Here is a 25,171-nt window from a genome sequence, read left to right on the forward strand (position 1 = left end):
TTAGTGATCAGATCAATGCCCGATTAAGCTAAAAATATAAAAAGCCCCGCTGCAATCTGCGGAGCAATTCTTATGGATACAGAGTATCCTAAGTATTGTCAACTATCTAGAAGGTGAACGTTGTTCTTAAGGTTCCAATAAACGCATCAGCGTTATTGCTATTCTGACCAGGAGACATCTGATAGATAACGCCAGGAGTGATGGAGACATTATCACTTACGCGATACTTGTAAAAACCCTCGATTTGATATGGGATAGCGTTAGCGCCAGCTACTCTGCCAAGGGCATAAGGTTGAGCGCCTCCGAAAACACCCAAGACGTTACCTTTCTTTCCAAAGTCAGGTAAGGCAACTCCGAGTCCGTAACTCCAAGCTTCATAGTCATCATTTCTACCAAAGCCTGTGACGTCGTGATAAGAAACGAAGCCACTAACAGAGAGTTTGTCACTCGGTCTAAACGCTGCTGACAAACCGTAGGAGTTACTGGAAGATGCATTGGTCGAACTCAGAGCGTTAGCTTGTGAAGTACCTACAACAGGGGTGTTTGCTCCCTGGAATCCACCAGCATCAAATAATGCACCACCAGCACCGTGATATCCGTGAACGTAGGTGGCTGCTAATGCAAACCGTTGACCAAGATTAAAGTTCAACTGTCCTAGGGCAGCATAGTTACCGTTGAATATACCTGAACCGATACCTGGATCATTCGGTTCAGATCCCAAGTAGCCCACAGTTAACGAACTTGGTTTGAGGACCCCACCACCCTTACCAAAAGGAATATTGAGCGCTGCACCTGCACCCCCACCAATCCGATAAATGGGGTTTTCAGAAGCGAAGGTAGTCAAAGCGCCGTTACCGCCATCATAGTCTTCAAAGTAGGGATTATTGGTAGCAGCATAATCGCTGTGAATACCACCAGTAGCTACAACGTAAAGTTGGGCAGGTCCTACAGGGACGTAGTAACCCAACCAATCAAGGATAACGTCATTGCTGTTGCTACTATCTCCACTAAGGTTAAACGTTTGAAACCCTCCAGCACTTTGCTCTGAGGCGTCTATAGTTCCATTTCTATTGACGTCTACATTACCACCTGTGTTTAATCTTCTGGCGTTACCAGTCGCCAAACGCGTATGCAGAACATCTTTACCTGTGAAACTGGTTTGCAAGTCTAAACGTACTCTGTTTTGGAAGACAGTGTTATTGTTTCTGCCTGCTGTATCGCCGAAAGCATCACTGAGGGCGAAGATTGCTTCGCCAACGAGTTTGGTAGTTGTTGAGAATTGGTTGGCTTCCAATTCTGCAGTGCGCGCTTCTAATGTATCTACACGACCACGTAGAGTTGCCAATTCTGCAGAAAATTCTTCTTGTAAGCGCTGTAGAGTAGCCAGATCTTCTTTTCTTACTAAGTCAGATGTTGCTGTCGCAATCAGTTCGTTAACTCGATCCAGACATGCATTTAAACCTGCAGCAAATTCATAACGAGTCAAAGCACGGTTACCACGGTACGTCCCATTGGGATAACCAGCAATACAACCATAACGCTCAACTAAAGACTGTAGCGCTTGGAAAGCCCAATCAGTTGGCTGTACGTCGGAGAACTGGGAAACCGATGTCACTTGCGACTGAGAATTATTTTTCCCATCGTTCGTGTAGCTGTTCACTTGCTGCAGAACGTTAACATCTGTTTGTTGTACTTGAGTTAACGTCTCTGGCTTAGGGGAAACTTCAGTAGCAGTTGTCGTTGAAGTTGTTGAGACTGAACTAGAAGCTTGTTGATTATTGCTTGTTTGTGAAACTTCTGTTGTCACAACTTGATTGTTGATGTTGTTTGGAGCTGCGATCGCCGCTGTAGATACCAACAACGTTGCTCCCAAAACTGCTGGACTGATGACTAAAGATTTCCGCAAGATATTAGACATCTTTCCTGTTCTCCTCACACCTTTGTATAGATCACTTTTTGCTGCAACTATTCTCAAAGTTGCAAGTTTTATTGAGACTTGTGGATTAGACAAACTTGCCCAATACACTGCCTTAGTTTTTGCCAAGCTAAATAAACAGTTAGTTTTAGCTAAATAAATAATCCAATTAACTTATGCAAAAACATATTTCTATTTACTTGCAATTGTAATTTAGGAAAAATAGATGACAAGGTCGAAGCGATCGCCTTCTAAACTGTCACACATCTCATTGTCTCACTAGGAGACGCAGCTCTGAGTATTATATATAGCAGTTGCCCGGTAGATCAGGACATGAACTAATGAGAAAATATGGACACCACGAGACTTTCAACCCTGTTCCCTGTTTCCTGTTAAGCGTTCCCTGCTCCCTGCTATACCTAGTAGTACTGGTTCATTCAATGCGCAAAAGTGCTTTTTGTGCATTGGTGGGAAAAGGTTAAAGGTTAAACGGGAAAGGGAAAAAACCAAAATTTCCTTTTCCACCCTGCCCCTTATCCCCATAGGGAACCCCACCTTCCTCTTTTCCCCATAGGGAACCCCGCCTTCCCCTTTTCCCGACAACTGCCACGAAGTATATTACTTGCACACTCACCATTCTCAATCGTGGTTCATGACTACTTCTTTAGTCATTTTTTTATCAAAATAGCTATAGAAGCAAATCGGTTAACTTAATTAATTTCCGAAATGACCTTTGCTAAATCAAAGTCTTTTTGTGTTAACCCACCTGCGTCATGGGTTGTGAGTGAAATATTGACTTTGTTGTAAGAAATTTCAATATCTGGATGATGTTGTGCTGACTCAGCAGGTTCAACAAGCTTATTTACAAATTCTATAGCCTGGATAAAGTCTTTAAATTTGCGTGTACATTTTAACGTTGACGCTTCCACTGTCCAATTTTGCAAATGGCTTGCTTTTTGTTGAATTTCTTCCTCAGTAAGTAGCTGTGTCATATTAACAAATCTCAAATTGATTTCAATAGTAATCTAAGGTTCAGTCGTTGATTGGCTCTCAGGTGCCACCACTTAACGAGGCACTTGCCAAATCTTGATTATATTATCAGCACTGCCGCCACTAGCAATCATCTTTCCATCTGGACTAACGCTGACAGAATAAATATAGCCTGAATCCCTTTTTAGGGTGCGAATTTCGCCTCCTGTTACCGGGTTCCAAAGTTTTATTGTGTTGTCATTGCTACCACTGACAAGAATGACTTTATTGGAAGTGTTATCGTTACCTGTGGTTGGCAGATATTTGATCGAGTTCACTTTGTCAGAATGTCCCTTCAGCGTGTGGGTAGCTTCTCCTGTCACCAGATTCCAAAGTTTAATTGTCTTGTCTTTACTGCTACTAGCAACAGTGACATTATCAGGACTGAAAGCGACAGAAAGAACCATAGAAGAATGTCCTACAAAGGTGCGAATGTCTTGTTGTGTAGCTAAGTTCCAAAGTTTAATCGTTTTGTCCCAACTTCCACTGGCAAGAGTTTTGCCATCTGGACTGAAGGCAATAGAGGCAACTGCTTTGGAATGTCCTTTGAAGGTGTAAATTTCCTTACCCGTTTCCAGGTTCCAAAGTTTAATCGTGTGATCCAAACTTCCACTGGCAAGAGTTTTGCCATCTGGACTAAAGGCGATAGAAGAGACTCCAGCATTATGCCCAATCAGAGTGGCAATTTCCTGTCCTGTTTCTAGATTCCACAGTTTAATAGTTTTGTCTGCACTACCACTGGCAAGAGTTTTGCCATCCGCAGAGAAGGCGACAGCCCAAACCCATCCCGAATGCCCCTTCAAAGTACGAATTTCTTCTTGATTCGCCAAATTCCATATTTTGATAGTCTGATCATCACTGCCACTAGCAAGAGTTCTGCTATCAACTGAGAAGGCGACAGAATTCACATCACTGGAATGCCCCTTTAAGGTGTTGGGTGAATAAGAATCTTCTGAGGTTGTGTTTGTAGGCTGACTCAGGTTGGAAGGCTTGGTAATGAATCGACCAGCAAAGTATGAATACCAAACTCCTCCCAATCCTAAGAGTACAATACCAGCGCTAGCTAATAGATGTTTCTTGAGCGGACGATCTAGTAATAATGGAAGTGAGAACTGAGATGATGAGGCGACTGAAATAATCGTTGAGGATAATGATTGTGAGGACTGAGGCGATATATCCTTGAGAACTTCATGAACAGATTGATAACGCTGTTGGACATCAATTTTTAACAGCTTATCTAAGACTTTACCCAATTTTTGACGGTCTGGAATTGTTCCACCCTGACCTTGTTGATTCAAATATCGCCGCCAATCAGTCACCCAACTATAGCCATGTTGCATCCATAGTTTAGACGGGGGAATCCCAGTCAGCAGATGAAAACAAGTCGCACCCAAGCTAAATAAATCACTAGCTGGATAAGCTTTTCCATCCTGCATCTGTTCCATTGGCGTGTAACCGTGCGAACCAATACTCGTACCAATTTTAGTCTGTACTGTGGCACTGAGCTGCTTTGAAGCTCCAAAATCAATCAGCACTAATTGCCCATCACTATTACGGCGGATAATATTCTGGGGCTTGATATCTCGATGAATAACTCCACGTTTGTGAATAAACTCAAGAACAGGCAGTAAATCTAGCAAAAAAACTCGTATTTTACTTTCACTGTAAATTCCCTGTTGATGCAATTCTTGTAGTAAATTCTGGCCATCTATATATTGCTGCACCAAAAAAAGATAATTATTCTGCTCAAAGTAAGCCAAAAGCGTGGGGATTTGATGGTGTTGTCCCAGTTGTTGTAATTGTTTTGCCTCTTCTTTAAACAGTTCAACTGCCTTTTTTAAAGCTAATGTTTCATGGACTTTGGGTGCTAATTGCTTGACAACGCAAGGTTCATTTAACTTGTCTATATCCTCTGCTAAATAAGTTCTGCCAAATCCTCCTTCATTAGATAGTAGCTTGATAACACGATAACGACCCCTCAAAAAAGGAATTAATGGTGTACTGCAACTTGAGCAGAATTCGTTCTCGTCTGGATTTACAGGATTTGGACAATCGGGATTCAGGCAGCACAACATACTGGGAATCAATTTGCAGCTTGAGTGTATCTTAAAATTATGCGATCGCGTATATTTTTACGATCTGCTGTGTGAGTGAGTAATCTTGTCATGTTTTATCAACCTAGTACTTAGTTCTTAATTAGCTATCTTATAATTTAAGTGATTTTAGGGGATTCAGCTTGAACAATACGTTGAGATTTTTTTGTGAGTATGAATTATACCAGTTACCTATTTCATCTTAATTTGCCTGTTCTCCGGATTCTTAGATTTATACCTAGTTGCGGGTCAATCACCTCACCCCCCATTGTCTGGTGGTGGTAGTGAAAAGAGGGGTCGTGTAGGCAAGCTGAGGTATAAGTCATAAATGCAACACCTGTATTCGTTAAAATTTACGCACGAATTTTTAAAATTGAAGTCAGCCTTTGATAACTTCAACAACTTATGGAACATTTCCCCTGCTGATGTAAATAGCAATAATTTTGTATTTTTTGTCATATTATATCTATAAAGCGTACTGAAATATTATTTTTTTCTAGCAAATATAACGGTAATATTCCAGCACCTTAAGTAAAATTTATACAGAAAAGTAGCTCAAATTCGGGAAATGTAAAATCTCATTACGATCAAAATCCAATGCGCTTGCTCAAAGGGTAATTTCCGTGAAGCCAAGTAATCGCAACGACTCTATTTTACCTTTTTCGATGTTGACCTACTTAAGCAAATATTTAGTTTAGTTTAAGAAACAACAAGCAGATAAGCAGATCGGAATACACCAGTCAGGTAGAAAATGTACATCTACCATTAAATTGAATTGAGAAATAAAAAATGAGGAGTGAATTATGGCAAGAAAAAATAATAAACACTACAAGAAGAAATTAGACTTGATTTTAATTTCTTGTATGAGCAGTAGTTTATTAATAACGAGTTATGCTCTGCCTATTAGTATTTTGGCAAGTCCCCTACATTCTAGACACTTCATCATTGCCAAAACACCAGATGAGAGACAACCAGAAGCAGTAGAAAAAGGAATCGAGCAAATCCCTGTAGCTCAACCCCCTGTATCTCAACAACGCAAAGAACCTATTGAGTCACCTTTACCGCCTGTTACTACACCCACAGCAACAGGCACAACCACTCCCACGCCCAAACCTGCGACGACTCCTTCTACATCCACAGCAACAGGTACAACCACTCCCACACGTAAACCTGCGACGACTCCTTCTACACCCACAGCAACAGGCACAACCACTCCCACACGTAAACCTGCGACGACTCCTTCTACACCCACAGCAACAGGTACAACCCCAGCACCGAAACCTGCGACGACTCCTTCTACATCCACAGCAACAGGCACAACCACTCCCACGCCGAAACCTGCGACGACTCCTTCTACACCTACAATAACTAGAACCACGCCAGCACCCACAGCAACTAGAATCACTCCCACACCGAAATCTTCAGATCGTCTCTCTACTTCTGGACGCCAAAGAACTCGTCAGCCAGTCACTGGAGGTTCCCCTATTTCTACTTCCATAACACCTAGTTTTAGAAAGATTGATTTTGTAGATATTGCGTTCGGTGTTCTTGCTCCATCTGACTATCAGTCGCAAGGTAGATCTTTTCATTTCTATCAATTTGAAGGCAGAGAAAACCAACTGATTCAAATCAGACTTACAGGTAGTGCAGATCAACGTCGCTCAAACAATTTAAGTCTAAACCCCTTCTTGTTTCTACTTGACCCTAATAATCAAGTTCTTTTAAAAAGAGGTACAGGCGGAGCTGCAGATAGTCGCGGAGTCAAAGATGCATTTATATTTGTAAGATTACCAGCCAAAGGTACTTATACAATTGCAGTCACTAGTCAAAATCCAAGGGAGAAAGGTCGCTACAGCCTAGCTCTCAGGAATGATAGAGCCAGCTACAGTTTAGATCAATCTAGTGAATTGACACTAAAGAACTCGACCCTGAGACAAAATAAAAGCCCTTACAATGTTTCTAAGTTTCAAGGTAAGAAAGACCAACTGGTTAGTATCCGTGCGGATAGTATTTTTGAGGAATTTTCTCCTTATGTTGTTTTGCTCAATTCCAAGGGACAAATCGTTGCTTCAGATAGTGACAAAGATGGTAGGTACAGTGCGCTGATTGATCGCGCTAAACTGCCTGCAGATGACACATACTATATAGTGGTGATTTCAGCTAATGCACAGGAACGCGGGACATACCGATTGACAGTTTTCTAGCAGGATTTTAAACTGGCGTAAATAGAGGCGGCTATAGAGAAGGGGGTTGGGGCTGAGGTTCTATAACTGTATGTTGCATTATATACAACTTCGACAAGTTTTCCCTGATTTGCTATTTTAATACAATAAACAAAAAGATTCGCAGAATTATAAATGGACTGGATTACCCTACTGCGATCGCTACAATCTGATTTCATCAAGAGGTTAACATCTGGTTGTCTGCTGCATTGTGAAACAGAAGGGCAATATAGCGAGTTAACAGTCATCTCAGGCGAGAGGTTAAAAGCACTACGGGAATTTTGCTGGCAGATGGCTGAGAAATATAAGCGCACTTCACCAGTCCGTGATGTTTTTATCAGTAATTTGAAAGGCAAATTAGGTGAAGAAGTTGTCAAAGAACGTTTGGCTGCTTTCGTGACTGAAGTAGATTATGAAAAACGATTTGGCATTGGCGATGGCAAAGTGGATTTTACGCTAACTTTTGATCCATCCGTTGGCATTGCCGTTAAATCACGTCATGGCAGTCTGAATAAAGTTAGATGGTCAATTAATTCAGAAGAAGTTCAAAAAAATGCCGTTGTTGTCTGCATATTTATTCAGGAAGAAGTCAATGAGGCACAACCTGAATATAACCTCTTCTTTGCTGGTTTTCTTCCCACCCAAATGATTAAGCTGAAGACTGGAAAGATTTCATTTGGGATAGAACAATTACTGTATGGCAGTGGTTTACGGTGCTATTTAGAACAGTTAGAATCTTTAACACCAGTAAACTCTCATCAAACACCAGTAAACTCTCATCAAACATCTCAACTAGGTAAATATAACCTTAAGCAGGAACACAGCTATCAGCAAGAAAAGCAAAACTTGGCTAAAACAAACTTTCCTTCTCAACAACAGCAACCTAGCTATCCGCAACATCAAAAACAGTCTATCAAAAGTAACTTTTCTCCGGAGCAAAATGATTATCTCCGCTTCCATAATGGAGATATGAGTCTGCTTTCTATCAAACTGGGTGATGAAAGCTTTGAAAAAGAACAGTACAACGCTGCCATTAATAACTACAATCAAGCTTTAAAGCTGAACTCTCAAGATGCTGAAACTTTTTATAAGCGTGGTTTTGCTCGTTATCATATAGGAGATTACAAGGCAGCAATTGCTGATTACGCTCAAGCAATACAAATTAATCCTTATTACGGTAAAGTTTACACTAAACTTGGCTTAGCTCGATATCAGCAGGGAGACTACGAGGGAGCAATTGCAGATTATACTCAGGCAATTAAAATGAATCCTAATGATGCAGTGGCTTACAAAAGTCGTGCTGATATTCGTTATCAGTTAGGAGATTATCAGGGTGCAATTGAGGATTATAATCAGGCACTCAAAATTAATCCAAATAGTTCTCTTTTGGTAAACTCAAAAGAAGCTATTGAGCTTTTTATTCAGTCAAGAGAAGTGAAACCTAATGACATAAATGGTTACAAAAATCGTGGAGATTATCGTTTTGATTTAGGAGATTATCAGGGAGCAATTGAAGATTACACACACGTGATTAAAAAAAGTTCTCATGATATTGATGCATATTATAACCGTGGTCAGGCTCGTTGTGACTTAGGAGATTATCAGGGGGCGATTGAAGATTACACACAGGTGATTAAGACAAATCCCAACGATGCAGACGCATATTACAACCGTGGTCATGCTCGTTATAAGCTAGGAGATAGGCAGGGAGTTGTTGATGATTTTCAAAAAGCAGCAGATCTTTATCGCAAAGAAGGTAAGTTAGAGGAGCAGAAAAATACACGGGAAAGAATTTTAGATTTAGAAATAGAAGAATCCTTAGATATTTTAAACTTTTGAAGAGAATTCAAAAGTCAGAAGCAATCAGTAGGAGATTTTAACTCATTACTGATTGAAGACTACCAAATCAAAAAATTATTTTCATACGAGATCAGCAACACCGATATTATGGTCGCACCATCACCTTAATCGCTTCCCTTTTATCCATCGCTGCATAGCCAGAGGGGACACCATTGAGATCAACAGTGAGATCCAGAACGGGGGAAGGATCAATTTTACCCGCCACTACGTCGGTAAGTAGTTCGGGAATGTAGGCACGGGCTGGTGCAACTCCGCCGCGTAACGTAATATTGGAGAAGAACATCCGCGACAGATTAATGGTTTCGCTACCGTGGGGTACTCCGACATAACCGATCGCTCCACCAGGACGAGTGATTGAGATCGCCGTATCCATAGATGATTCATTACCAACACATTCAAGCACAGACTCTGCGCCGCCTTTGGTCATCTCTAACACTTCATCTACCGCCTGCTGATCTTTGCTCGTCACCACGTCGGTAGCCCCGAAGCGCCGCGCAATTTCCAAACGGTTCTGGTGACGACCAAGGATGATAATGCGTTCTGCTCCCAATCGCTTTGCCGCCAGTACGCCACATAGCCCAACAGCACCATCGCCAATGACTGCTGCTGTACCTCCTTGCTGTACTCCTGCCGAAACCGCCGCGTGATGACCGGTTGACATGACATCGGTAAGCGGTAGAATTTTCGTGAGCATCGCATCGTCATTCTCAACTTCCTTGGGAATGGTGACGAGAGTACCGTCAGCAAATGGTGCACGCACAGCTTCCGCCTGTCCGCCGTCATTGGACTCTCCACCCCAAAAACCGCCCTGAACACAGGAAGTCTGCAAATTCTTGCCGCAGAATTCGCAGCTACCGTCAGAAAAAGCGAAGGGAGCAAGTACGCGATCGCCTTTTTTGATATTGCGGACTTCGGAACCAACTTCCTCAACTATACCCATCCACTCGTGACCAGTGCGCCAGCCAGATTTCCAGTTATCTAACCCACGATAAAACCACAAATCAGAACCACAGATACAGGCATGGGTAATCCGCACAACCGCATCAGTTGGCTGCTGAATTTTCGCGTCGGGAACGTTCTCGACTCGCACATCACCAATTCCCTGATAAATGGTTGCTCGCATGAGAAACTCCTTGGAAATTATTTTTTATTGCTCAAGACACTCCAAATTTTAGTGAAGGCTTGCCCAATTTGATATGCATCTTCAGACTTAAGTCTATAGTTAAGCCACATTCCGCATCCTGTAATCCGCTAAGCCAAAACACTATAGCGACGGATATCAGGATCTGCAGCAAGCAAACCCGCCAGTTTAGCGCCTACTTCCTTGAAGTGGGGTGTCGCTAAATGGGTATCAAGAGCATCATCAGAAGCCCATTCTTCTACAAAAGTGAAGTCTGTGGGATCAGACTCATTTTGCAGCAATTCATACCTGATACACCCTGCTTCCTGTCGAGTTGGCTCAATAATCCCCAACAGCACAGCTTTCACAGCTTCTACTTTTTCAGGTAAAGCAATAATCCGGGCAACAACGCGAATATTTTGATTAGTCATTTTTTTTCTTCCTCTACTTTGCCCACTCTCTGTTCTCACGCCCTATGGCTAACGCCACGCCTTACGGCTATCGGGAACGCCCGTCGCCTACGGAGGGAAACCCTCCTGCAGCGCTGGTCTCACCAGATACCTACGGAGGGAAACCCTCATCAAGTACTGGCTCACTTACACTCCAAACACCCACACCTCTGGCTGCGACCATATAGCGGAAAATGTATTCCACTAACTCAATATAATTGCGGGCAGTTTTGGCAGAAGGTGCCCAAATAGTAACACCGTGGTCACGGATAAGTAAAGCGCTTAATTGTGGAGGAATTGTTGTAAAGCGCTCTTTAATCTGATCTGCAATGCAGGAAACCTGTGAATGATTGTCAAAGATCGACATAGCGCAATCAGGATTCTCTTCCCAGACTCCCAGTCCTTTGAGTATCTCCAACGGTGGTAGGGGCAAGGTATCTGCTTTTACAAAACGAGAAACCAAATTTGCTTCTACTGAGTGAACATGATAGCAGCTTGTAGCTTCAGGGAATAGAGTATAAAGAACTTGGTGAATGGCAGTTTCAGCTGAAGGCTTGACATCAGGCGAGGATTTTTCTACCTTGCCATTTGGATAGATACGTACAAAATCAGCAAGTTCTAATTCTCCTTTACACCGACCACTAGCTGTAATCCAAAAGCTGTCATCAGGTAAACGAACTGAGAGATTTCCCGCAGTCCCCACCATCCATCCTTGTTGGTAGAAATGACGGGCAGCACAGATCAGTTCAAGACGAGGATCAATCAGCTTTGGGCTATTCATTGCGTCTTCATTTATACTTTACTGATAACCTGGCGAGTGTGAATTTCCTTACCCGTATATTCGGGAGTCCAACCCTCAGTTGCTGTGAAATAACGCACTGCTTTAACTCGCCGTGCTGGAGTTAGATAAAACCAGTGTTCAGTCCTCGCAGGCACATTGATGTACTCTTGGGGTTGTATTGTGAGTTCTACTTGGCTACCATCTGGTCGGACAAAACCAAAAATGGCTTCTCCATCAATGATGTAACGAACTTCGTCTTCTGAATGGGTATGGATTTTGTCAAACTTTGTCATCATGGCATCAAGGTTCGGCATTCCTGGATGCAGGACAATTAAATCGCGGGTTTGATAGCCTGCTGTTTGTTGCAGTTGCTGGAAATATCTATCCAGAGATTTTAAGACTTGTTCTTTTTCATCTTCATTGAGGCTATCTTGTGATAATAGTTCATGCAACTGTTGACTTTCTCCAACAGCCCAGCGATTAAGTTGAATATTTAGGGGTGCTAGTTCGCGGGAAATATCTTGCAAATCAGTGTATCGTGTCCCATCTTCTAATTGTAGAATCGCCATATCTCACCTCGCGCAAAGATATATATTCTAGGGTATCTTATCGAGGGACGGAGCGCGTCCGTTTGCCCTAAATATTCGATTTGTGAGAGGGTTTTTCTCCAGAAAACTCTCCAGGCGAATAAGGCGATAAGCCGGAGGCTTGACGCTTCGCGTATCGCCAATAAACTTGCATTCATGTTTAACTGTGTTGCCAAGATAGTTTATCTGTAAAAATTGGAGCTTCACCTTTAAAATCCCTAAGAATTACTTATCTTTGCAATTTTTCTGGCGTTTTTCTTATTTCTATTCGAAAGTGCATAAGTTGATTTTGTTTACATCTAATAAGTCAAAGCAAAGTTTTCCCTGGTTAACTTTTCTTCCATAAATCAAGTAGGACTAGCGCAGGTAATGAAATTTTTGTCAATACCTAAGTCCTCGCCATATCTGAAAACAAGGAGTTTATTTAAGTTATGTCCTTAATTGAAGATGTCAAAAAAGTGTGCGATCGCCTGGCTCCTCTTGGGTGGCGCGACTTACTTCTGGCTCATGGACTTGATATCACTGCAGCCAATCTTCAGCAAGAATTAGCAAAGGAACTGCCAAATATCAACAGAACTATTAAAGGATTTGAAGATTTTGCTTTTGAAGGAAAAAGGGCAATAGAGTCAGGAAATCCGGCTCGGAGTTTACTTTTTCATGCTTTTGCTTCACCCAATGTTGTAAGTGAAAACCTGAAGGAATATCCGACGCTAGCGGAAATTGAAGTTATAGAAAATTATGTTTACGGCGTCCAGCCCCCTTCATTGGAAGATTTGCGAGCTCGGGCACAAGGGGAACTTTTAGCGATTGTTGTATTTGCTAGTGAGTATCGTCCTGCATCTGAAACTGTTCAGCGCAAGCATGCTGATTTATGTTTTTCGCGTACTGGTGTGGCGCGTGTAGGAACAGCCCAAGCACTGTATGACGGGAAACTTCGTGGATTTTTACCCTTTGTTAAGGAAGATTCACAAGCTTTTCGGGTTTTACCAGCTCGCTATTCTGCCTATATAGCTGTTCAACGTAAAGGTGATCAAAGCACCTTTGTTCCCATGCGTTTTCAGGTTCAAAATAATAATGTTCCACAAGGAGATGACAGAACACGAGCGGGAGATGATAGCAGACTTTTCTGGGTTCCTCTGCACAAGCTGTTCAACGGCAAAGAATGTATCCGCAATTTAGATTTACAGCTGACACTGAATGCTCGCCATATCAATGAAAAACTGCGGCGGATTCACTTAGTTTTGAAAAACGCAGGATGGGGTGAACCAGACATTAGTAATCCGCCATTCATTTTTTCAGATGGGATTGCTGAATTGACAACTAAGCCAGAATTTGGCACAGGACTTCTAGTTCCAGTCGTTCAGAAGAATCTAGTTGAAGCTGCGACTTATCAAGGAAAACCACTCACTTTTAAAGTTCCACCAAACAGTGAAACTCTATCCTCCAGCCTAAGCATTCCTGCAAATACAGAGGCAAGACGCGCACCAGAATATGTTCACGCCCGTCACAAACTATCCAATGGTCAAATCGAAAATCTCAATAATCTCTCAAATGTCACACAAACTGTACAAAAAGGTGGTTATGATGCCCTTCACTACGTTGACTTCACAGGTGATGGATCGATTGAAGCAGTGTGTCCACAGTTAGCAGTGGCAATTCCGCGCCGTGTTCCTGCTTATTCCCTTGTAACAGCACCGGATTTCTTTCCCAACTGCGATCAGCGAGAGCTATTGGAATGGACTCAGCAGTCGGTACCTACCGCACTGAGACAGAATCTTTGGGAAGTTCCCCCAGAAACGTTATCTGACACTCGCTTAGCTCCTAACCTTCAGTTAAAGAACGCTAATTTCCGTCCAGAAGATAAAACCGTAACTGCAATTGTCTGTTTATCCCTAAATGGTTCGGTAAGACAAATGCCGTTGAGCGGTTCCCCAACAATGCGACATGCCTATCTTCCAGATGGGGCAGCTGGAGTGTTTGCCCCTGGTTGGGATGTCAGTCGTGATCGCGCTAATGGAGTTGATCATTTAGCAGCTTATGGGTTAGGCAGTCCTTTTCCAGAAGACTCCAAACTGTGTGCTGCACTGAGTACATTTTGGCCCGCAGTCGCTCCCGATGCAGCACGGACATTTCAGCCAAATCCCTTATGGCCCACTGTCAGTCCTTTGACAGATGAAGAAATTGGTCAGAGTGGTAACTTACCTTGGGATGGTATCCCCGGTCCAAAAAGAGTGACGAGGAATGGTAAAGACTTCATAGAATATGCAGATTTTGCTCATGGGGATTATGTAGAAAGTTCTTTGCAAAAGAAATTCTCGTTGTCGCTAACAGGTAAAGTTGATGTGCGTGAATATGAAGCCAGAGTTTTGGCAATGGCAAATGTTTATCGAGTTTTAAACATCACTCCTGACCAGAGAGGAGAGTGGAGCGTATTTTCATTCCGTCAAGTGCAGCCAACTGATTCAGAATTGAAACAGGCACAAACTCAAACAGGAACTACACTTGTTAGCAGCATTTATCGGTTTGAAATCTATCGTCCTGGAAATTCTTTGCCAAATCCAGATGATTTTCGCAAACAATTGGTTCCAATTCAAGAAACCGCAACGCTTTTTGTCACACCCCTCAACATTTTGTTGAAACGTAACAATAATGCTTGGACACGTGTCTAATTGTGATGTACTGATTATAGGTAGCGGACCTGCAGGGTCTGCTGCTGCGATTGCATCCGCTCAAAAAGGTTTACGAGTTGTCCTGATTGAGCGCGATCAATTTCCACGCTACCACCCCGGCGAAACTCTGCACCCAGGTATAGAGCCACTTTTGAAGCAGTTAGGTATGATCGAGCCAGTGCTAGCCGCTGGCTTCCTACGCCACACTGGAAACTGGGTGCAGTGGGAAGCCGAGAGGTATTTTGTCCCCTTTGGAGAAGACGATTCGGGGGCATGGCTGGGATTTCAAGCGTGGAGAGCCGATTTTGATACCATTTTGCTGAATCGGGCAAAAACTTTGGGTGTTGAGGTTTTGCAGCCATGCCAAGCTTTGCGTGTACTTGTGGATGGGGATAGAGTGGTTGGTGTTGAGACAAGCCTTGGAACTTTCAGGGCATCTAAAGTGGTTGATGCAACAGGAAGTCATCATTGGTTAGCTCGACAATTGCAACTGCAAATCAACTATCATTCTCCGCGTAGAATTGTATACTATGGCTACGCTTTTGGAGAATGTCCAATGCGGGATGATGCTCCTGCGATAGTTGCGGACTCTGGTGGCTGGACCTGGACTGCTAGAGTGCAACCTCAACTTTACCAGTGGACGCGCCTATCATTAGTTGATCAGAAAATCCCAAAAGACTGGCTCCCGGATGAATTCCACGGACTCAATATTCATGGCAAAATGCAGGCGGCTGATGTCACTTGGCGCATTGTTTCGCAACCTGCGGGTTCTGGTTATTTCATGGTTGGGGATGCGGCGATGGTTCTTGATCCCGCATCAAGTCATGGGGTGCTCAAAGCAATCATGTCTGGGATCATGGCAGGGCATTTGATAGCAGCTGAACTATTGGGTGATCTTATTCCCGCACAAGCGACTCAGCATTATTGTCAGTGGATTAATAATTGGTTTGAGCACGATGTAGAGAACCTGAGCAAACTCTATGCCATCCTGCCAAAGAATAGCTTTGGGTTGATAGCGACGTTAACACCCCTATCAACGTAAAGCGCGTTGGGCTGGAATTGTCCCCAATGATAAAACGCCGTAAACAAAATCCAGTAGTGGGTGACTCTAAGGAAGTTCTGGAAACGTTAAGACGTGCCAGAAGCCTACACCCACCTGTAAGGGGAGTGTAGGTAGTTCACCCAAAACGTCCGCTAATGTACTCTGCTGCTTCCTGAGTTGCAGGAGTGCTAAACATTTCTTCGGTAGGACTGAATTCGACTAATCTTCCTCTGCGTTTACCATGCTCGCTGATTTCGGTGTTGAAGAAAGCAGTCCAGTCTGCAACTCGCGAAGCCTGCTGCATATTGTGGGTTACCATAATGATGGTGTATTGCTCTTTGAGTTGCAGGCAAAGTTCTTCAACTTGACGAGTGGAAATAGGGTCTAATGCAGAGCAGGGTTCATCCATCAATAGGACATCTGGCTTCATGGCGATGGCCCTTGCAATGCAAAGACGTTGCTGTTGTCCTCCAGATAATGCTGTACCTTTGTCCTTGAGTTTGTCTTTCACCTCATTCCAAAGAGCAGCTTGTCGTAATGATTGCTCTACGAGTTCATCAATATTACCTTTATAACCGTTCGTACGTGGTGCAAAGGAGATGTTTTCGTAAATAGACTTTGGAAAAGGATTTGGTCTTTGGAAAACCATTCCTACTTGACGCCGCAATTTTACTGAATTAATTTTAGGATCATAAATATTTTTATTGCGGTAATGCAGGCGACCTTCAACCTTCGCTCCTGGAATTAAATCGTTCATACGATTAAAGCAGCGTAGCAGGGTACTTTTGCCACAGCCTGAAGGTCCAATAAAAGCAACAATTTTCTTTTCAGGAATTTCTATATAAACATCTTGAAGCGCGATCAATCCATTGTAGTAAACCTTAACCCCTTCAACATTGAAAACGGTACTGTCATGTTCACTTTGGGTGGCGCTACTGAATTTTCCTTTGGCGTTGTTATAAGTCATTTTAGTTTTTCCAATCTGTGATTTACTGTAAATGTTTGTTGAAATTTTGGAAACTCTTTTATTTAGATAGCGAGAAGCGTTGTCTAATGTAAATTGCCACGCCATTCAGAGCCAAAATTAAAAGAAGTAAGACAATAATTGTCGCTGCTGCTGCATTGGAAAAACCTGGCTCTGGACGAGAGATGTAGGAGTAAATTTGGATAGGCAATGCCATGAATCGTTGAAACAAACCAGGGTTAAATGTTAAGAAACTAACAGCACCAACTACAATCAGACACGCTGCATCACCAATGGCACGAGAGACTGAAATAATCACTCCTGTGAGAATACCAGGGATGGCATAAGGTAAAACATGATTACTGATGGTTTGCCACTTGGTTATGCCTAAGCCGTAAGAAGCATTTCTTAGAGAATCTGGAACTGCTCGAATTGCTTCTCTAGATGTGACAATAATCACTGGTAAAGACAGCAAGGACAAAGTTAGCCCTCCAGAAATTAAAGCTGAACCGAAGCCCAAAAAATAATTGAAAACTCCTAAACCCAGCAATCCATAGACAATAGAAGGGACTCCAGCGAGATTGCTAATGTTAATCTCAATCAGATCAGCCCACCAGTTTTTTGGTGCATATTCTTCGAGATACAAAGCTGCTCCTACGCCGATTGGTACGGAAACCAAAATTGTGATGAGTCCTAACATAAGGCTGCTGACAATAGCAGGAAGGATGCCACCTTCATTAGGAAAACGGGAAGGTGTTTCCGTAATAAAACCAGGTGTAAAAAATCTGACTAATCCGTCTTTACAAATGTCAAAAACCAGAAGTCCGAGGACGAATAAACCAACGAGCAATCCAAGTAAAAAGATGATTTCAAAAATTTTGCCACGTTTTTCCCTTGCGTCTATATTGTCAGTAAATTCTTCATTTTCTTGTCGAAAATCATCGGCATCAATCGAAGTAGCCATATCTATTACTCGTACTTTTCTTTGAAGCGTTTAGCAATCCAATTACTAAAAATGTTTAAAGCCAAAGTTATCAAAAATAGAACTGCTCCCACAGCGTACAAAGTCTTGTAGTTGAGACTGCCACGAGGACTATCTCCACCAGAAATCTGAGCCATGTAAGCTGTCATTGTTTCTACTGACTGCATAATATTAACAGTCAGTCTTGGTTGTTGTCCTGCAGCGATGAGGACAGTCATTGTTTCACCAACAGCTCGAGAAATTCCCAAAATAATCGAGGCGATAATTCCAGAAAGAGCAGCAGGCAGAACAACTCGAAATATAGCTTCGAGTTTAGTTAATCCCAATGCAGAAGCTCCTTCTCGCAAAGAACGTGGTACAGCTTGTATGGCATCCAGACTAATAGAGCCAACAGTGGGGGTAATCATCACTCCCATCATCAAACCAGCACTCAAAGCGTTGAAGATTTCCAGTGGAAGAATATTGCGCAGCAACGGTGTGACAAATAAAAGTGCAAAGTAACCGTAAACAACCGTAGGCACTCCCGCTAGTAATTCCACTGCTGGACGTAAAATTGATGCTACCTTAGGTTGAGCGTATTCGCTCAAGTAGATGGCAGAACATAAACCCAGAGGAATGGCAACAGACATGGCGATCGCCGTAGTCATAAAAGTGCCATTTATAAGGGGCCAAATTCCAAAATGTCGCTCTGCAAACAAAGGAGTCCACTGAGTATCGAGAAAGAACTGAGCAAACGAAACTTCTTGGAAAAACTCAAACGTCACTTGAAAGATAATGAAGACAATTCCAATCGTCGTCAGGATAGAAACCAAAGCACAGCAAAATAAAATCACTTCGACGATTTTGTCTTGGATATCGTCAGATGCTTGTCTTTCCAGCGTTTCTCTGGGTTCCTGATTGAAACCGTTCTGATAATTCCCACTCTGCATAATAACTATAAACAGGTCTATCAAGGGTTTGTCATCAAGCCTATTTGCAGGCTTCTTTGCATTTTTTGGATTTTCCGAATTTCTCAGGAGGAATTTCCTAAATCCAAATTTTTTTAGAGATACTTTGTCACTGGTTCGCCTGGTTTTGCATCTTTGAACTTAGAACCCGTTTTCTCAGAAACAAATCTTTGTTTAGCCTTAGCATAAGCCTCATCGGTTAGTTCAACATAGCCAGATTGTCTCACCCACTTTTTGGAATTGTCTAAGTAGAAACTAACAAAATCCTTCACTGCTGGCTTGCTATCTAAATCCGTCTTGTTAACATAAATCAACAGAGGACGAGACAAAGGTTTGTAGATGTTGTTAGCAACTTTCTCCGGCGGATCTGGCGTTTCACATTTTCCTTCAGGAGTTTGTACACCAACCAGTTGCAGCTTATCCTTGTTTGCTAAGTAATAAGAAATTCCCACATATCCTAATGCAGCATCATCACCTGCAATTCCATTCACAAGAACGTTTTGATTCTGAGTAGCAGTGTAGTCTGTACGGCTAGCTTTGCCTTTTTTATTGACTGCTTGTGTGAAATAGTCAAACGTTCCAGTATCAGATGCCGGGGCATAAAGACTCAGAGGTTTGTTGGGAAATTTGGAGTTCACTTGATTCCAGTTTCTGACTTTATTAGTTGATTTTGGACTCCAAACTTTGTTTAATTCCTTAATAGATAAACAGCTAGCAAAGTTATTTTTACGGTTAGCTATAACAGCAATTCCGTCAAGAGCAATAGGTATCTCGACAAAATCAATTTTGCTCTTCTTACAAGCTTTAATTTCTTCTTTCTTGATGGGGCGTGAAGCACCAGCAATATCAATTTGACCTGAACAAAACTTACTCATTCCACCACCAGTGCCACTAGCAGCAACACTAATTTGAGCATCACTTTTAACCTTTTTAAATTCCTCTGCAACTGCTTGATGGAGAGGATAACCCACAACTCCACCATCGATACTCACCTGCCTCTTCTTCTCTTCAGCACTGCTGCATGAAGTCAGGCTCCAGGCAATAACTAATAGTAATGTTGGAATAACTTGATTACGCTCTAGCATTTTTCCAAAAACTAAATTTAAAAAAATAGCACCATGAAGTACGTCAACTTTGAAAAACGTAACATAGAGTTTTGGCGATTACTTTGCTTCACTCAACGGGAGATTTCAACTGAAGATATCATTCTCTGTGTGGGTAAACCTCGGTACACCGCTGATTTTGCTTCGTGATCTATGCCTTTCAGGGAAGCTGTGCGTAGCGAACAGCAACACGCTTTGCGCTTACGTGATGAGATTTGATGTTTAATTAGGTTGAGTTACTTATTTGGAAAAAATTAGCCTGTAAGAATTTTAGCATTTTCATATTTGGATTATCATAAAATATATTTATCAAACAGACCATAATAAATAACAATGCATTTCAGTTAGCCAGTCGAATTTAGTACAATGAATGAATCACAATCTTAAAAGAATATCTGTGCAGAGGATTGTGACTATTAGCGATAAGCAAATGGATGAGTTTCCTCAAATTATTGAGACAACGATTTCCTCATATAAAATCTTTAGGAAAATAGCTTTTCTATCTCACTTAAAAAATTGTACTAGTTTCTTGTCCGTTTACCGTAGTTATTAATTTATATTATAGATTATCATAGTTTTACTATATAAAATATAACTTTTGTTATATTTTGATGACAAACATCTAAACTTGATACAGCAAAGCTCTTTGCTCTTCTGCACAGAAATGCAAAGATTCTAATGTCACGACAAGTGCATTGCTGATCATTTTTTTGCCTGTACTTAAGAAAAAAAGATATACTTGATACTATTAATTAGTAAGTATTAAGATTGTGTAATATATCTTATTTAAAATCTATAAAATTTCTCTAGTTCTTTAAAAATATTATTCTGCCGTATTTTGTGCGTCAGTTGCTATATTTCTAACTTACGAGATCTGAAACTTTGCCAAAAGTAGCTAAGTACACGTCACTGCAAAAAAGGCTAGACTTCCACAATTTCCGGCATAGCGTGACGGGAGACATAGTTAGGACTTATGCAAAAATAACGCAATTGTTGTTATTGCGACCAAAAGGAAGCGATCACCCTTTGGGTGGCTCCCTGCTGGAGCATCGCAAAGCCTTATTTTTCACGAGTGCGTAAGTCCTAATAGTATCAAAATTAGTCGAAAAGTACTGTAAGGCATTCGGAATTACAAAGAAAATAAGCGACTGCGGCACTCAAGCATCACCACTGCACTCGATACTAGCAATAGCGATAAAAGTTAAGTCGTCACGCGAAGCTGGAAACTTTGACAATATACGATGATCCCCGCACCGGCATGCAAGGTGAAATCAGCAATATGTTGGCTAATGAGTTGTTTTAGAAGAACGCTTAACGTGCAAAAGTTTGTTTAAGTTTAGGTTAACAAAAGATTATGTTTTGTTTGCTATTGCCCTATAATATCCTTTTACTACTGTATTTCGCTCAAGATACCAAAGATTCATCGGGGGGATTTTGATGAGTAAGTGGCAAAATACAAACAAACCTGGGGCACATTTGATTAAGCAAGTTCAAACATATATTGTTCAGGTTTTACAGCTTATTACACAGTGGTGCCAAACAATAAAAAGTTGGCCGAGTTTCAGTTCCATCAGGGGCAAAGCATCCCTATTTTTAGTAGGAGTGAGCTTGAGCGTAGTGATCGTCGCCTGCTCAGCAAGCAATTCAGTTTCTCAGGGTGATGTCAAGCTAACGCTGGTTTCTTTTTCGGTAACTAAAGCAGCTTACGAGCGGATTATTCCTAAATTTGTCCAAAAGTGGAAGAAAGAACATAACCAAAACGTCACTTTCACTCAAAGCTATGGTGCATCTGGTTCCCAAGCAGATGCTGTGATTAAGGGTTTACAGGCAGATGTGGTACACCTATCACTTGGCATTGACGTCAATAAAATTGAACAAGCAGGTTTCATTAAACCGGATTGGGAATTAAAAGCTCCCCTTGGTGGCATTCTCACTAGATCTGTAGTAGCTTTTGTTACTCGTCCTGGCAATCCCAAAGGTATAAAGACTTGGGCAGATCTGGCTAATAATGGCGTGAGCGTAATTACAGCGAACCCCAAAACCTCTGGCGGTGCGAGGTGGAACTTCCTTGGAATTTGGGGTTCTGTAATAGTAAAAGGGGGTGAGCAGACGCAAGCACAGGAGTTGGCTAGCAAAGTTTATCAAAACGCCCCCGTGCTACCTGAAAGTGCGCGTGCAGCTACCGATTTATTTTTCCAGAAAAATCAGGGAGATGTCTTAATCAACTACGAAAACGAGGTAATTCTGGCCGCTCAGAATGGTCAGAAACTGTCTTATGTAGTACCCGAGATTAACATTTCCATCGACAACCCTGTCGTTGTTGTGGACAAAAACGTTGATCAGCATGGCACTAGAAAAATAGCAGAAGCGTTTGTCAATTATCTTTACACACCAGAAGCCCAGCGAGAATTTGCGCAATTAGGATACCGTCCGGTTAACCCCTACTTGGCAGTAGAGATGGCGTCGAAGTATCCTCAAATTCAAAATATTTTCAATGCTCAATATCTGGGGGGCTGGGATAATATCCAGAAGAAGTTTTTTGCCGATGGGGCGATTTTTGACAATATTCAGAGTGCCAACAAAAAGACGTGATAGCTATACATTGCCCGCATATTTCTTAATATTGCACAAATGGGGCAGCCAAAGCATAAATTGAATTTATTCTTTGGCACAAAAGCCAAGGAGTTCTTGCAAGATTGCAATTGGTAGAGAATTATTCAGATTTATCATCTTCATCTGATATTCGATCAATATTCTCGGTAGTCCGCAAGTCTGGCACTTCCTACCCATGCTGCGTCACAAGTGCGATACGCATCCAGGCGTCACGCTCCGCGTATCGCCGGATTAATGAGTATTTTTACTGCTAATCCAGCGAATTTTGCTGTGTGCCTGGAGCACAGAGGATCTCAAATATCCGAGGTCAATTGCCAATGCTTGCCAGTACTCACTTGTAGAGATTTGACGCTATAGTTCGTTTGTCATTTTAAGTTCTGAATTTTTCAAAAGAAAAATTTTAAGTTCGGAACTCACTTCTAAGATCGCTAAATTCTAAGAAACTGAAACCAGGAAGACCAGGAAAAATCAGTTTGGAAGACCAATTAAGGTTTCTTTTCATCTTTGCCATGACCGTTATGTGACAGCTAAAAACAGACGCACTCACCGTCGTATTGGTTTGCCAATTTCCGTTGCTCTATGAACCTCATTTAATTTCCCAGTCTTGACATCGTAGATGTAGCCATAGATAGCAATGTAGCCCGGTACCAATGGGTGGAATCGAATCCGTCTGACGTCTGTTGCAACACTTTCTTCCTGGTTACTGATAGTCAACCATTTCATGAAGTATCCTTCGGTTGATCCCGTTCCTGATTGCCCTGCAGGAGTAAAAGTACCGTCTGCATTCAGAGTTGCGGTATCGAGATCATTCCCCAGCAATTTACTGATGATGTCGTCTGTGAAGAATTCCATGCCACAATTGGTGTGGTGAATCACAAACCACTCCTGAGTACCGAGTAGTTTGTGGGAGATCACCAGCGAACGAATCGCATCATCACTCAGACGTCCACCAGCATTACGAATCACATGAGCATCCCCTTCAGACAGTCCTGCATATTTAGCAGGGTCGAGTCGAGCGTCCATGCAAGTGAGAATTGCAAAGTGTTTAGCTGGAGGTATCGCAAGGTTCGCTTTGTCACCAAAGGTTGCAGCGTAAGCAGTATTGGCTGCTAAGACTTCATTGACAACTTGGCTCATGAATTTCTTACCTCTAACAATAAATACGATGTATCGTCCGATAGCTTGCTGAGCAAGGAATGTTATTTTCTAGCAGTCAGCCATTCTGTTAAAAGAATACCACGGTTAAACAATACAATTACTGTACTTTGCTCATCTACCTAAAAGGCTCTGTACAAGCACTGTCGGCAAACTTGGGATATCCTAATATTGCTCTAATCTTTATTTTTGCGGCACTCTGTTCGAGTCTTGACTTTTCTTTTTTTCCTTTTGTAGCTCAAATAATGAATTTTCAACATTACATTGATTCTAGGGGATAGAGCAGTAAGTCAAAGAAGCGACTCTAGGAATCCCCAACCTCAACGGCAGCCTAAGTTGGGGAGGATATAAATTAATTTGCGGAAGCCAATTCTTTGACATTGGGTTGCAAACTCTTCACAGATTGTGCAAAATCATTGAGAGCTTCTTTCAATCTCTGATCAATTTCCTCATCAAATTGAAGACTGCCATCTTGTTGTATTTGCAGTTGTTTATCTACTGCATAAACACCGCCCAAGATGAATCGTGCTTTTAACTCTGACAAGACGGGTTTGAGGGCATAATCAATTGCCAACAAATGAGCTAGAGTCCCACCAGTCGCGATAGGTAACACGACTTTCCCTGACAACGCTCTTTGAGGTAGCAAGTCTAAAAACGCTTTGAGAACTCCCGTGTAGGCTGCTTTGTAAATCGGAGTGGCAATAATAATACCATCTGCCTTTTCTATGAGTGCTTTTGGTTGTTCTAGATCTGGGCTATCGTAACGTCCATAGGCTAAAACTTCAGCAGGGATATCACGAACAGAGATAATATCCGTTTGGAATCCCTCTTGCTGCAAAATTTTAGTGGAGTGTTCCAGAAGGGTGTAGGTTCTGGAAGGATGAGATGGACTGCCAGCAATTGCTATGATGTTAGCCATATTTTTTGAACCGATACTTTTGGGAATCGCGTTTGTTAACAAACATATAAGCTGAGAGTTATCTTCAGCGAAGAAACTGCGTATCTCGTATTTATACTACGGCAATTATATCAAAAAACCGTTATTTATGGAATTTTAAGATAAAATTGCTGCACGTCCTATCAAGTCTAGCAAGACTCTTTTCTGAAAAAGAGGTTTGTATGTGACATACTCCCGACTGTGATGCTTCTTACGTATACAGAGCGGGCTTCTCATCGACTCCAGCTATTGCTTCGGACGTTAGATGAGCTTTATTGACGGAATGCCCTACCGCCAAATGTTTGATATTGATTGCTGCATTATGGTCACGCTCAAGCGTCAGTCCGCATTCAGGACAGACATGAAGCGTATCCTTCAGTTGTTTCAAGACTTTCGTACCGCATCCAGAGCAGTTTTGAGAAGTGCCGTTTGGATTCACCGCTCTTGTCAGCAATCCGGCTCTTTGAGCCTTGATTGAGAGAATTTGCAGGAATTGACCCCATCCAGCGTCATTTACCCATTTTGCCAATTTTGATTTAGCAAGCCCTTTGATAAGTAGATAGGTGGAAATAAACAGAACTATGTTAAGAAATGTAAAAATGCCTCAAACCCTTACTAATGACTAATGACCAATGACTAATGACTGCCAAAACTAGTTAACTTTATTTGTACCGACCTACTTATTCAGCTTTAGTTATTTGAA

20 protein-coding genes are annotated in these 25,171 nt (G+C 42.0%); 6 read left to right on the forward strand and 14 right to left on the reverse strand.

Annotation, left to right across the window (positions count from 1 at the left end; genetic code table 11):
* Positions 1–106 precede the first annotated feature (106 nt).
* The 3 genes from AC5JM2_RS22830 to AC5JM2_RS22840 form a co-directional block, all read right to left on the reverse strand.
* Positions 107–1,918, reverse strand: coding sequence for an iron uptake porin (locus AC5JM2_RS22830; protein WP_495837112.1), 1,812 nt, complete (start codon positions 1,916–1,918; stop codon positions 107–109).
* 707 nt (positions 1,919–2,625) lie between these two features.
* The gene (locus tag AC5JM2_RS22835) at positions 2,626–2,907 is read right to left on the reverse strand and encodes a 4a-hydroxytetrahydrobiopterin dehydratase (RefSeq protein ID WP_495837113.1); all 282 of its coding nucleotides are present in this window, start codon (positions 2,905–2,907) and stop codon (positions 2,626–2,628) included.
* A gap of 72 nt (positions 2,908–2,979) precedes the next feature.
* Positions 2,980–5,019, reverse strand: a complete 2,040-nt coding sequence (locus AC5JM2_RS22840) for a protein kinase domain-containing protein (protein ID WP_495837114.1) — start codon at positions 5,017–5,019, stop codon at positions 2,980–2,982.
* 821 nt (positions 5,020–5,840) lie between these two features.
* On the opposite strand from AC5JM2_RS22840, the gene AC5JM2_RS22845 reads away from it, so the two are divergent.
* Positions 5,841–7,241 carry a PPC domain-containing protein gene (locus AC5JM2_RS22845; RefSeq protein ID WP_495837115.1) on the forward strand — a complete coding sequence of 467 codons (1,401 nt, stop codon included), beginning with the start codon at positions 5,841–5,843 and terminating at the stop codon, positions 7,239–7,241.
* A 153-nt stretch (positions 7,242–7,394) separates the two neighbouring features.
* Positions 7,395–9,098, forward strand: a complete 1,704-nt coding sequence (locus AC5JM2_RS22850) for a tetratricopeptide repeat protein (protein ID WP_495837116.1) — start codon at positions 7,395–7,397, stop codon at positions 9,096–9,098.
* Between the two features lie 106 nt (positions 9,099–9,204).
* Here AC5JM2_RS22850 and AC5JM2_RS22855 read toward each other — a convergent pair whose 3' ends face one another.
* The 4 genes from AC5JM2_RS22855 to AC5JM2_RS22870 all read right to left on the reverse strand — a co-directional run bounded on the left by AC5JM2_RS22855 (position 9,205) and on the right by AC5JM2_RS22870 (position 12,038).
* Positions 9,205–10,242 (reverse strand): zinc-dependent alcohol dehydrogenase family protein, encoded by a 1,038-nt coding sequence (locus tag AC5JM2_RS22855; RefSeq protein WP_495837117.1) that lies wholly within the window; start codon positions 10,240–10,242, stop codon positions 9,205–9,207.
* Positions 10,243–10,370: 128 nt separating this feature from the next.
* Positions 10,371–10,670, reverse strand: coding sequence for a putative quinol monooxygenase (locus AC5JM2_RS22860; protein ID WP_495837118.1), 300 nt, complete (start codon positions 10,668–10,670; stop codon positions 10,371–10,373).
* Between the two features lie 130 nt (positions 10,671–10,800).
* Entirely contained in the window at positions 10,801–11,469 is a 669-nt protein-coding gene (gene mtnB / locus AC5JM2_RS22865) for a methylthioribulose 1-phosphate dehydratase (protein WP_495837119.1), read from the reverse strand.
* Positions 11,470–11,480: 11 nt separating this feature from the next.
* Positions 11,481–12,038, reverse strand: coding sequence for a 1,2-dihydroxy-3-keto-5-methylthiopentene dioxygenase (locus AC5JM2_RS22870; protein WP_495837120.1), 558 nt, complete (start codon positions 12,036–12,038; stop codon positions 11,481–11,483).
* Positions 12,039–12,487: 449 nt separating this feature from the next.
* Between AC5JM2_RS22870 and AC5JM2_RS22875 the strand changes: the two genes are divergently transcribed.
* Together AC5JM2_RS22875 and AC5JM2_RS22880 are read left to right on the forward strand one after the other, a co-directional pair.
* Positions 12,488–14,725, forward strand: a complete 2,238-nt coding sequence (locus AC5JM2_RS22875; protein ID WP_495837121.1) for a hypothetical protein — start codon at positions 12,488–12,490, stop codon at positions 14,723–14,725.
* Complete coding sequence (locus AC5JM2_RS22880) at positions 14,706–15,767, forward strand: NAD(P)/FAD-dependent oxidoreductase (RefSeq protein ID WP_495837122.1); 1,062 nt, start codon at positions 14,706–14,708, stop codon at positions 15,765–15,767. The genes AC5JM2_RS22875 and AC5JM2_RS22880 overlap by 20 nt, the downstream gene beginning before the upstream one ends.
* Before the next feature lie 136 nt (positions 15,768–15,903).
* Here the strand turns inward: AC5JM2_RS22880 and pstB are convergent, their stop codons facing one another.
* The 4 genes from pstB to AC5JM2_RS22900 form a co-directional block, all read right to left on the reverse strand.
* The gene (pstB, locus tag AC5JM2_RS22885; protein ID WP_495837123.1) at positions 15,904–16,734 is read right to left on the reverse strand and encodes a phosphate ABC transporter ATP-binding protein PstB; all 831 of its coding nucleotides are present in this window, start codon (positions 16,732–16,734) and stop codon (positions 15,904–15,906) included.
* 58 nt (positions 16,735–16,792) lie between these two features.
* The gene (gene pstA, locus AC5JM2_RS22890; protein ID WP_495837124.1) at positions 16,793–17,695 is read right to left on the reverse strand and encodes a phosphate ABC transporter permease PstA; all 903 of its coding nucleotides are present in this window, start codon (positions 17,693–17,695) and stop codon (positions 16,793–16,795) included.
* A 5-nt stretch (positions 17,696–17,700) separates the two neighbouring features.
* Positions 17,701–18,642, reverse strand: coding sequence for a phosphate ABC transporter permease subunit PstC (gene pstC / locus AC5JM2_RS22895; protein WP_495837228.1), 942 nt, complete (start codon positions 18,640–18,642; stop codon positions 17,701–17,703).
* A 113-nt stretch (positions 18,643–18,755) separates the two neighbouring features.
* Positions 18,756–19,745, reverse strand: a complete 990-nt coding sequence (locus tag AC5JM2_RS22900; RefSeq protein ID WP_495837125.1) for a PstS family phosphate ABC transporter substrate-binding protein — start codon at positions 19,743–19,745, stop codon at positions 18,756–18,758.
* 33 nt (positions 19,746–19,778) lie between these two features.
* Between AC5JM2_RS22900 and AC5JM2_RS22905 the strand changes: the two genes are divergently transcribed.
* Both AC5JM2_RS22905 and AC5JM2_RS22910 read left to right on the forward strand, forming a co-directional pair.
* Positions 19,779–19,913: a hypothetical protein gene (locus AC5JM2_RS22905; protein ID WP_495837126.1), complete on the forward strand. Its 135-nt coding sequence runs from the start codon at positions 19,779–19,781 to the stop codon at positions 19,911–19,913.
* Positions 19,914–21,200: 1,287 nt separating this feature from the next.
* Complete coding sequence (locus AC5JM2_RS22910) at positions 21,201–22,355, forward strand: sulfate ABC transporter substrate-binding protein (RefSeq protein ID WP_495837127.1); 1,155 nt, start codon at positions 21,201–21,203, stop codon at positions 22,353–22,355.
* A gap of 564 nt (positions 22,356–22,919) precedes the next feature.
* Here the strand turns inward: AC5JM2_RS22910 and AC5JM2_RS22915 are convergent.
* The 3 genes from AC5JM2_RS22915 to AC5JM2_RS22925 form a co-directional block, all read right to left on the reverse strand.
* On the reverse strand, positions 22,920–23,513 hold the full coding sequence (locus AC5JM2_RS22915; RefSeq protein WP_495837128.1) for a beta-class carbonic anhydrase: 594 nt from the start codon (positions 23,511–23,513) through the stop codon (positions 22,920–22,922).
* Positions 23,514–23,883: 370 nt separating this feature from the next.
* Complete coding sequence (gene ssuE, locus AC5JM2_RS22920; RefSeq protein WP_495837129.1) at positions 23,884–24,450, reverse strand: NADPH-dependent FMN reductase; 567 nt, start codon at positions 24,448–24,450, stop codon at positions 23,884–23,886.
* Positions 24,451–24,679: 229 nt separating this feature from the next.
* Complete coding sequence (locus tag AC5JM2_RS22925; protein WP_495837130.1) at positions 24,680–24,997, reverse strand: zinc ribbon domain-containing protein; 318 nt, start codon at positions 24,995–24,997, stop codon at positions 24,680–24,682.
* Positions 24,998–25,171: the final 174 nt, after the last annotated feature.

It is taken from the genome of Brasilonema angustatum (genome assembly GCF_059505445.1).

What these genes read in the sequence shown, in the direction of transcription:
- AC5JM2_RS22840 (WP_495837114.1), bottom strand. Translation starts at nt 5,019, where the DNA reads ATGTTGTGCTGCCTGAATCCCGATTGTCCAAATCCTGTAAATCCAGAC.
- AC5JM2_RS22870 (WP_495837120.1), bottom strand. Translation starts at nt 12,038, where the DNA reads ATGGCGATTCTACAATTAGAAGATGGGACACGATACACTGATTTGCAA.
- ssuE (WP_495837129.1), bottom strand. Translation starts at nt 24,450, where the DNA reads ATGGCTAACATCATAGCAATTGCTGGCAGTCCATCTCATCCTTCCAGA.
- pstA (WP_495837124.1), bottom strand. Translation starts at nt 17,695, where the DNA reads ATGGCTACTTCGATTGATGCCGATGATTTTCGACAAGAAAATGAAGAA.
- mtnB (WP_495837119.1), bottom strand. Translation starts at nt 11,469, where the DNA reads ATGAATAGCCCAAAGCTGATTGATCCTCGTCTTGAACTGATCTGTGCT.
- AC5JM2_RS22900 (WP_495837125.1), bottom strand. Translation starts at nt 19,745, where the DNA reads ATGCTAGAGCGTAATCAAGTTATTCCAACATTACTATTAGTTATTGCC.
- AC5JM2_RS22915 (WP_495837128.1), bottom strand. Translation starts at nt 23,513, where the DNA reads ATGAGCCAAGTTGTCAATGAAGTCTTAGCAGCCAATACTGCTTACGCT.
- AC5JM2_RS22910 (WP_495837127.1), top strand. Translation starts at nt 21,201, where the DNA reads ATGAGTAAGTGGCAAAATACAAACAAACCTGGGGCACATTTGATTAAG.
- AC5JM2_RS22835 (WP_495837113.1), bottom strand. Translation starts at nt 2,907, where the DNA reads ATGACACAGCTACTTACTGAGGAAGAAATTCAACAAAAAGCAAGCCAT.
- pstB (WP_495837123.1), bottom strand. Translation starts at nt 16,734, where the DNA reads ATGACTTATAACAACGCCAAAGGAAAATTCAGTAGCGCCACCCAAAGT.
- AC5JM2_RS22855 (WP_495837117.1), bottom strand. Translation starts at nt 10,242, where the DNA reads ATGCGAGCAACCATTTATCAGGGAATTGGTGATGTGCGAGTCGAGAAC.
- AC5JM2_RS22850 (WP_495837116.1), top strand. Translation starts at nt 7,395, where the DNA reads ATGGACTGGATTACCCTACTGCGATCGCTACAATCTGATTTCATCAAG.
- AC5JM2_RS22875 (WP_495837121.1), top strand. Translation starts at nt 12,488, where the DNA reads ATGTCCTTAATTGAAGATGTCAAAAAAGTGTGCGATCGCCTGGCTCCT.
- AC5JM2_RS22860 (WP_495837118.1), bottom strand. Translation starts at nt 10,670, where the DNA reads ATGACTAATCAAAATATTCGCGTTGTTGCCCGGATTATTGCTTTACCT.
- AC5JM2_RS22845 (WP_495837115.1), top strand. Translation starts at nt 5,841, where the DNA reads ATGGCAAGAAAAAATAATAAACACTACAAGAAGAAATTAGACTTGATT.
- AC5JM2_RS22905 (WP_495837126.1), top strand. Translation starts at nt 19,779, where the DNA reads ATGAAGTACGTCAACTTTGAAAAACGTAACATAGAGTTTTGGCGATTA.
- AC5JM2_RS22830 (WP_495837112.1), bottom strand. Translation starts at nt 1,918, where the DNA reads ATGTCTAATATCTTGCGGAAATCTTTAGTCATCAGTCCAGCAGTTTTG.
- AC5JM2_RS22880 (WP_495837122.1), top strand. Translation starts at nt 14,706, where the DNA reads ATGCTTGGACACGTGTCTAATTGTGATGTACTGATTATAGGTAGCGGA.
- pstC (WP_495837228.1), bottom strand. Translation starts at nt 18,642, where the DNA reads ATGCAGAGTGGGAATTATCAGAACGGTTTCAATCAGGAACCCAGAGAA.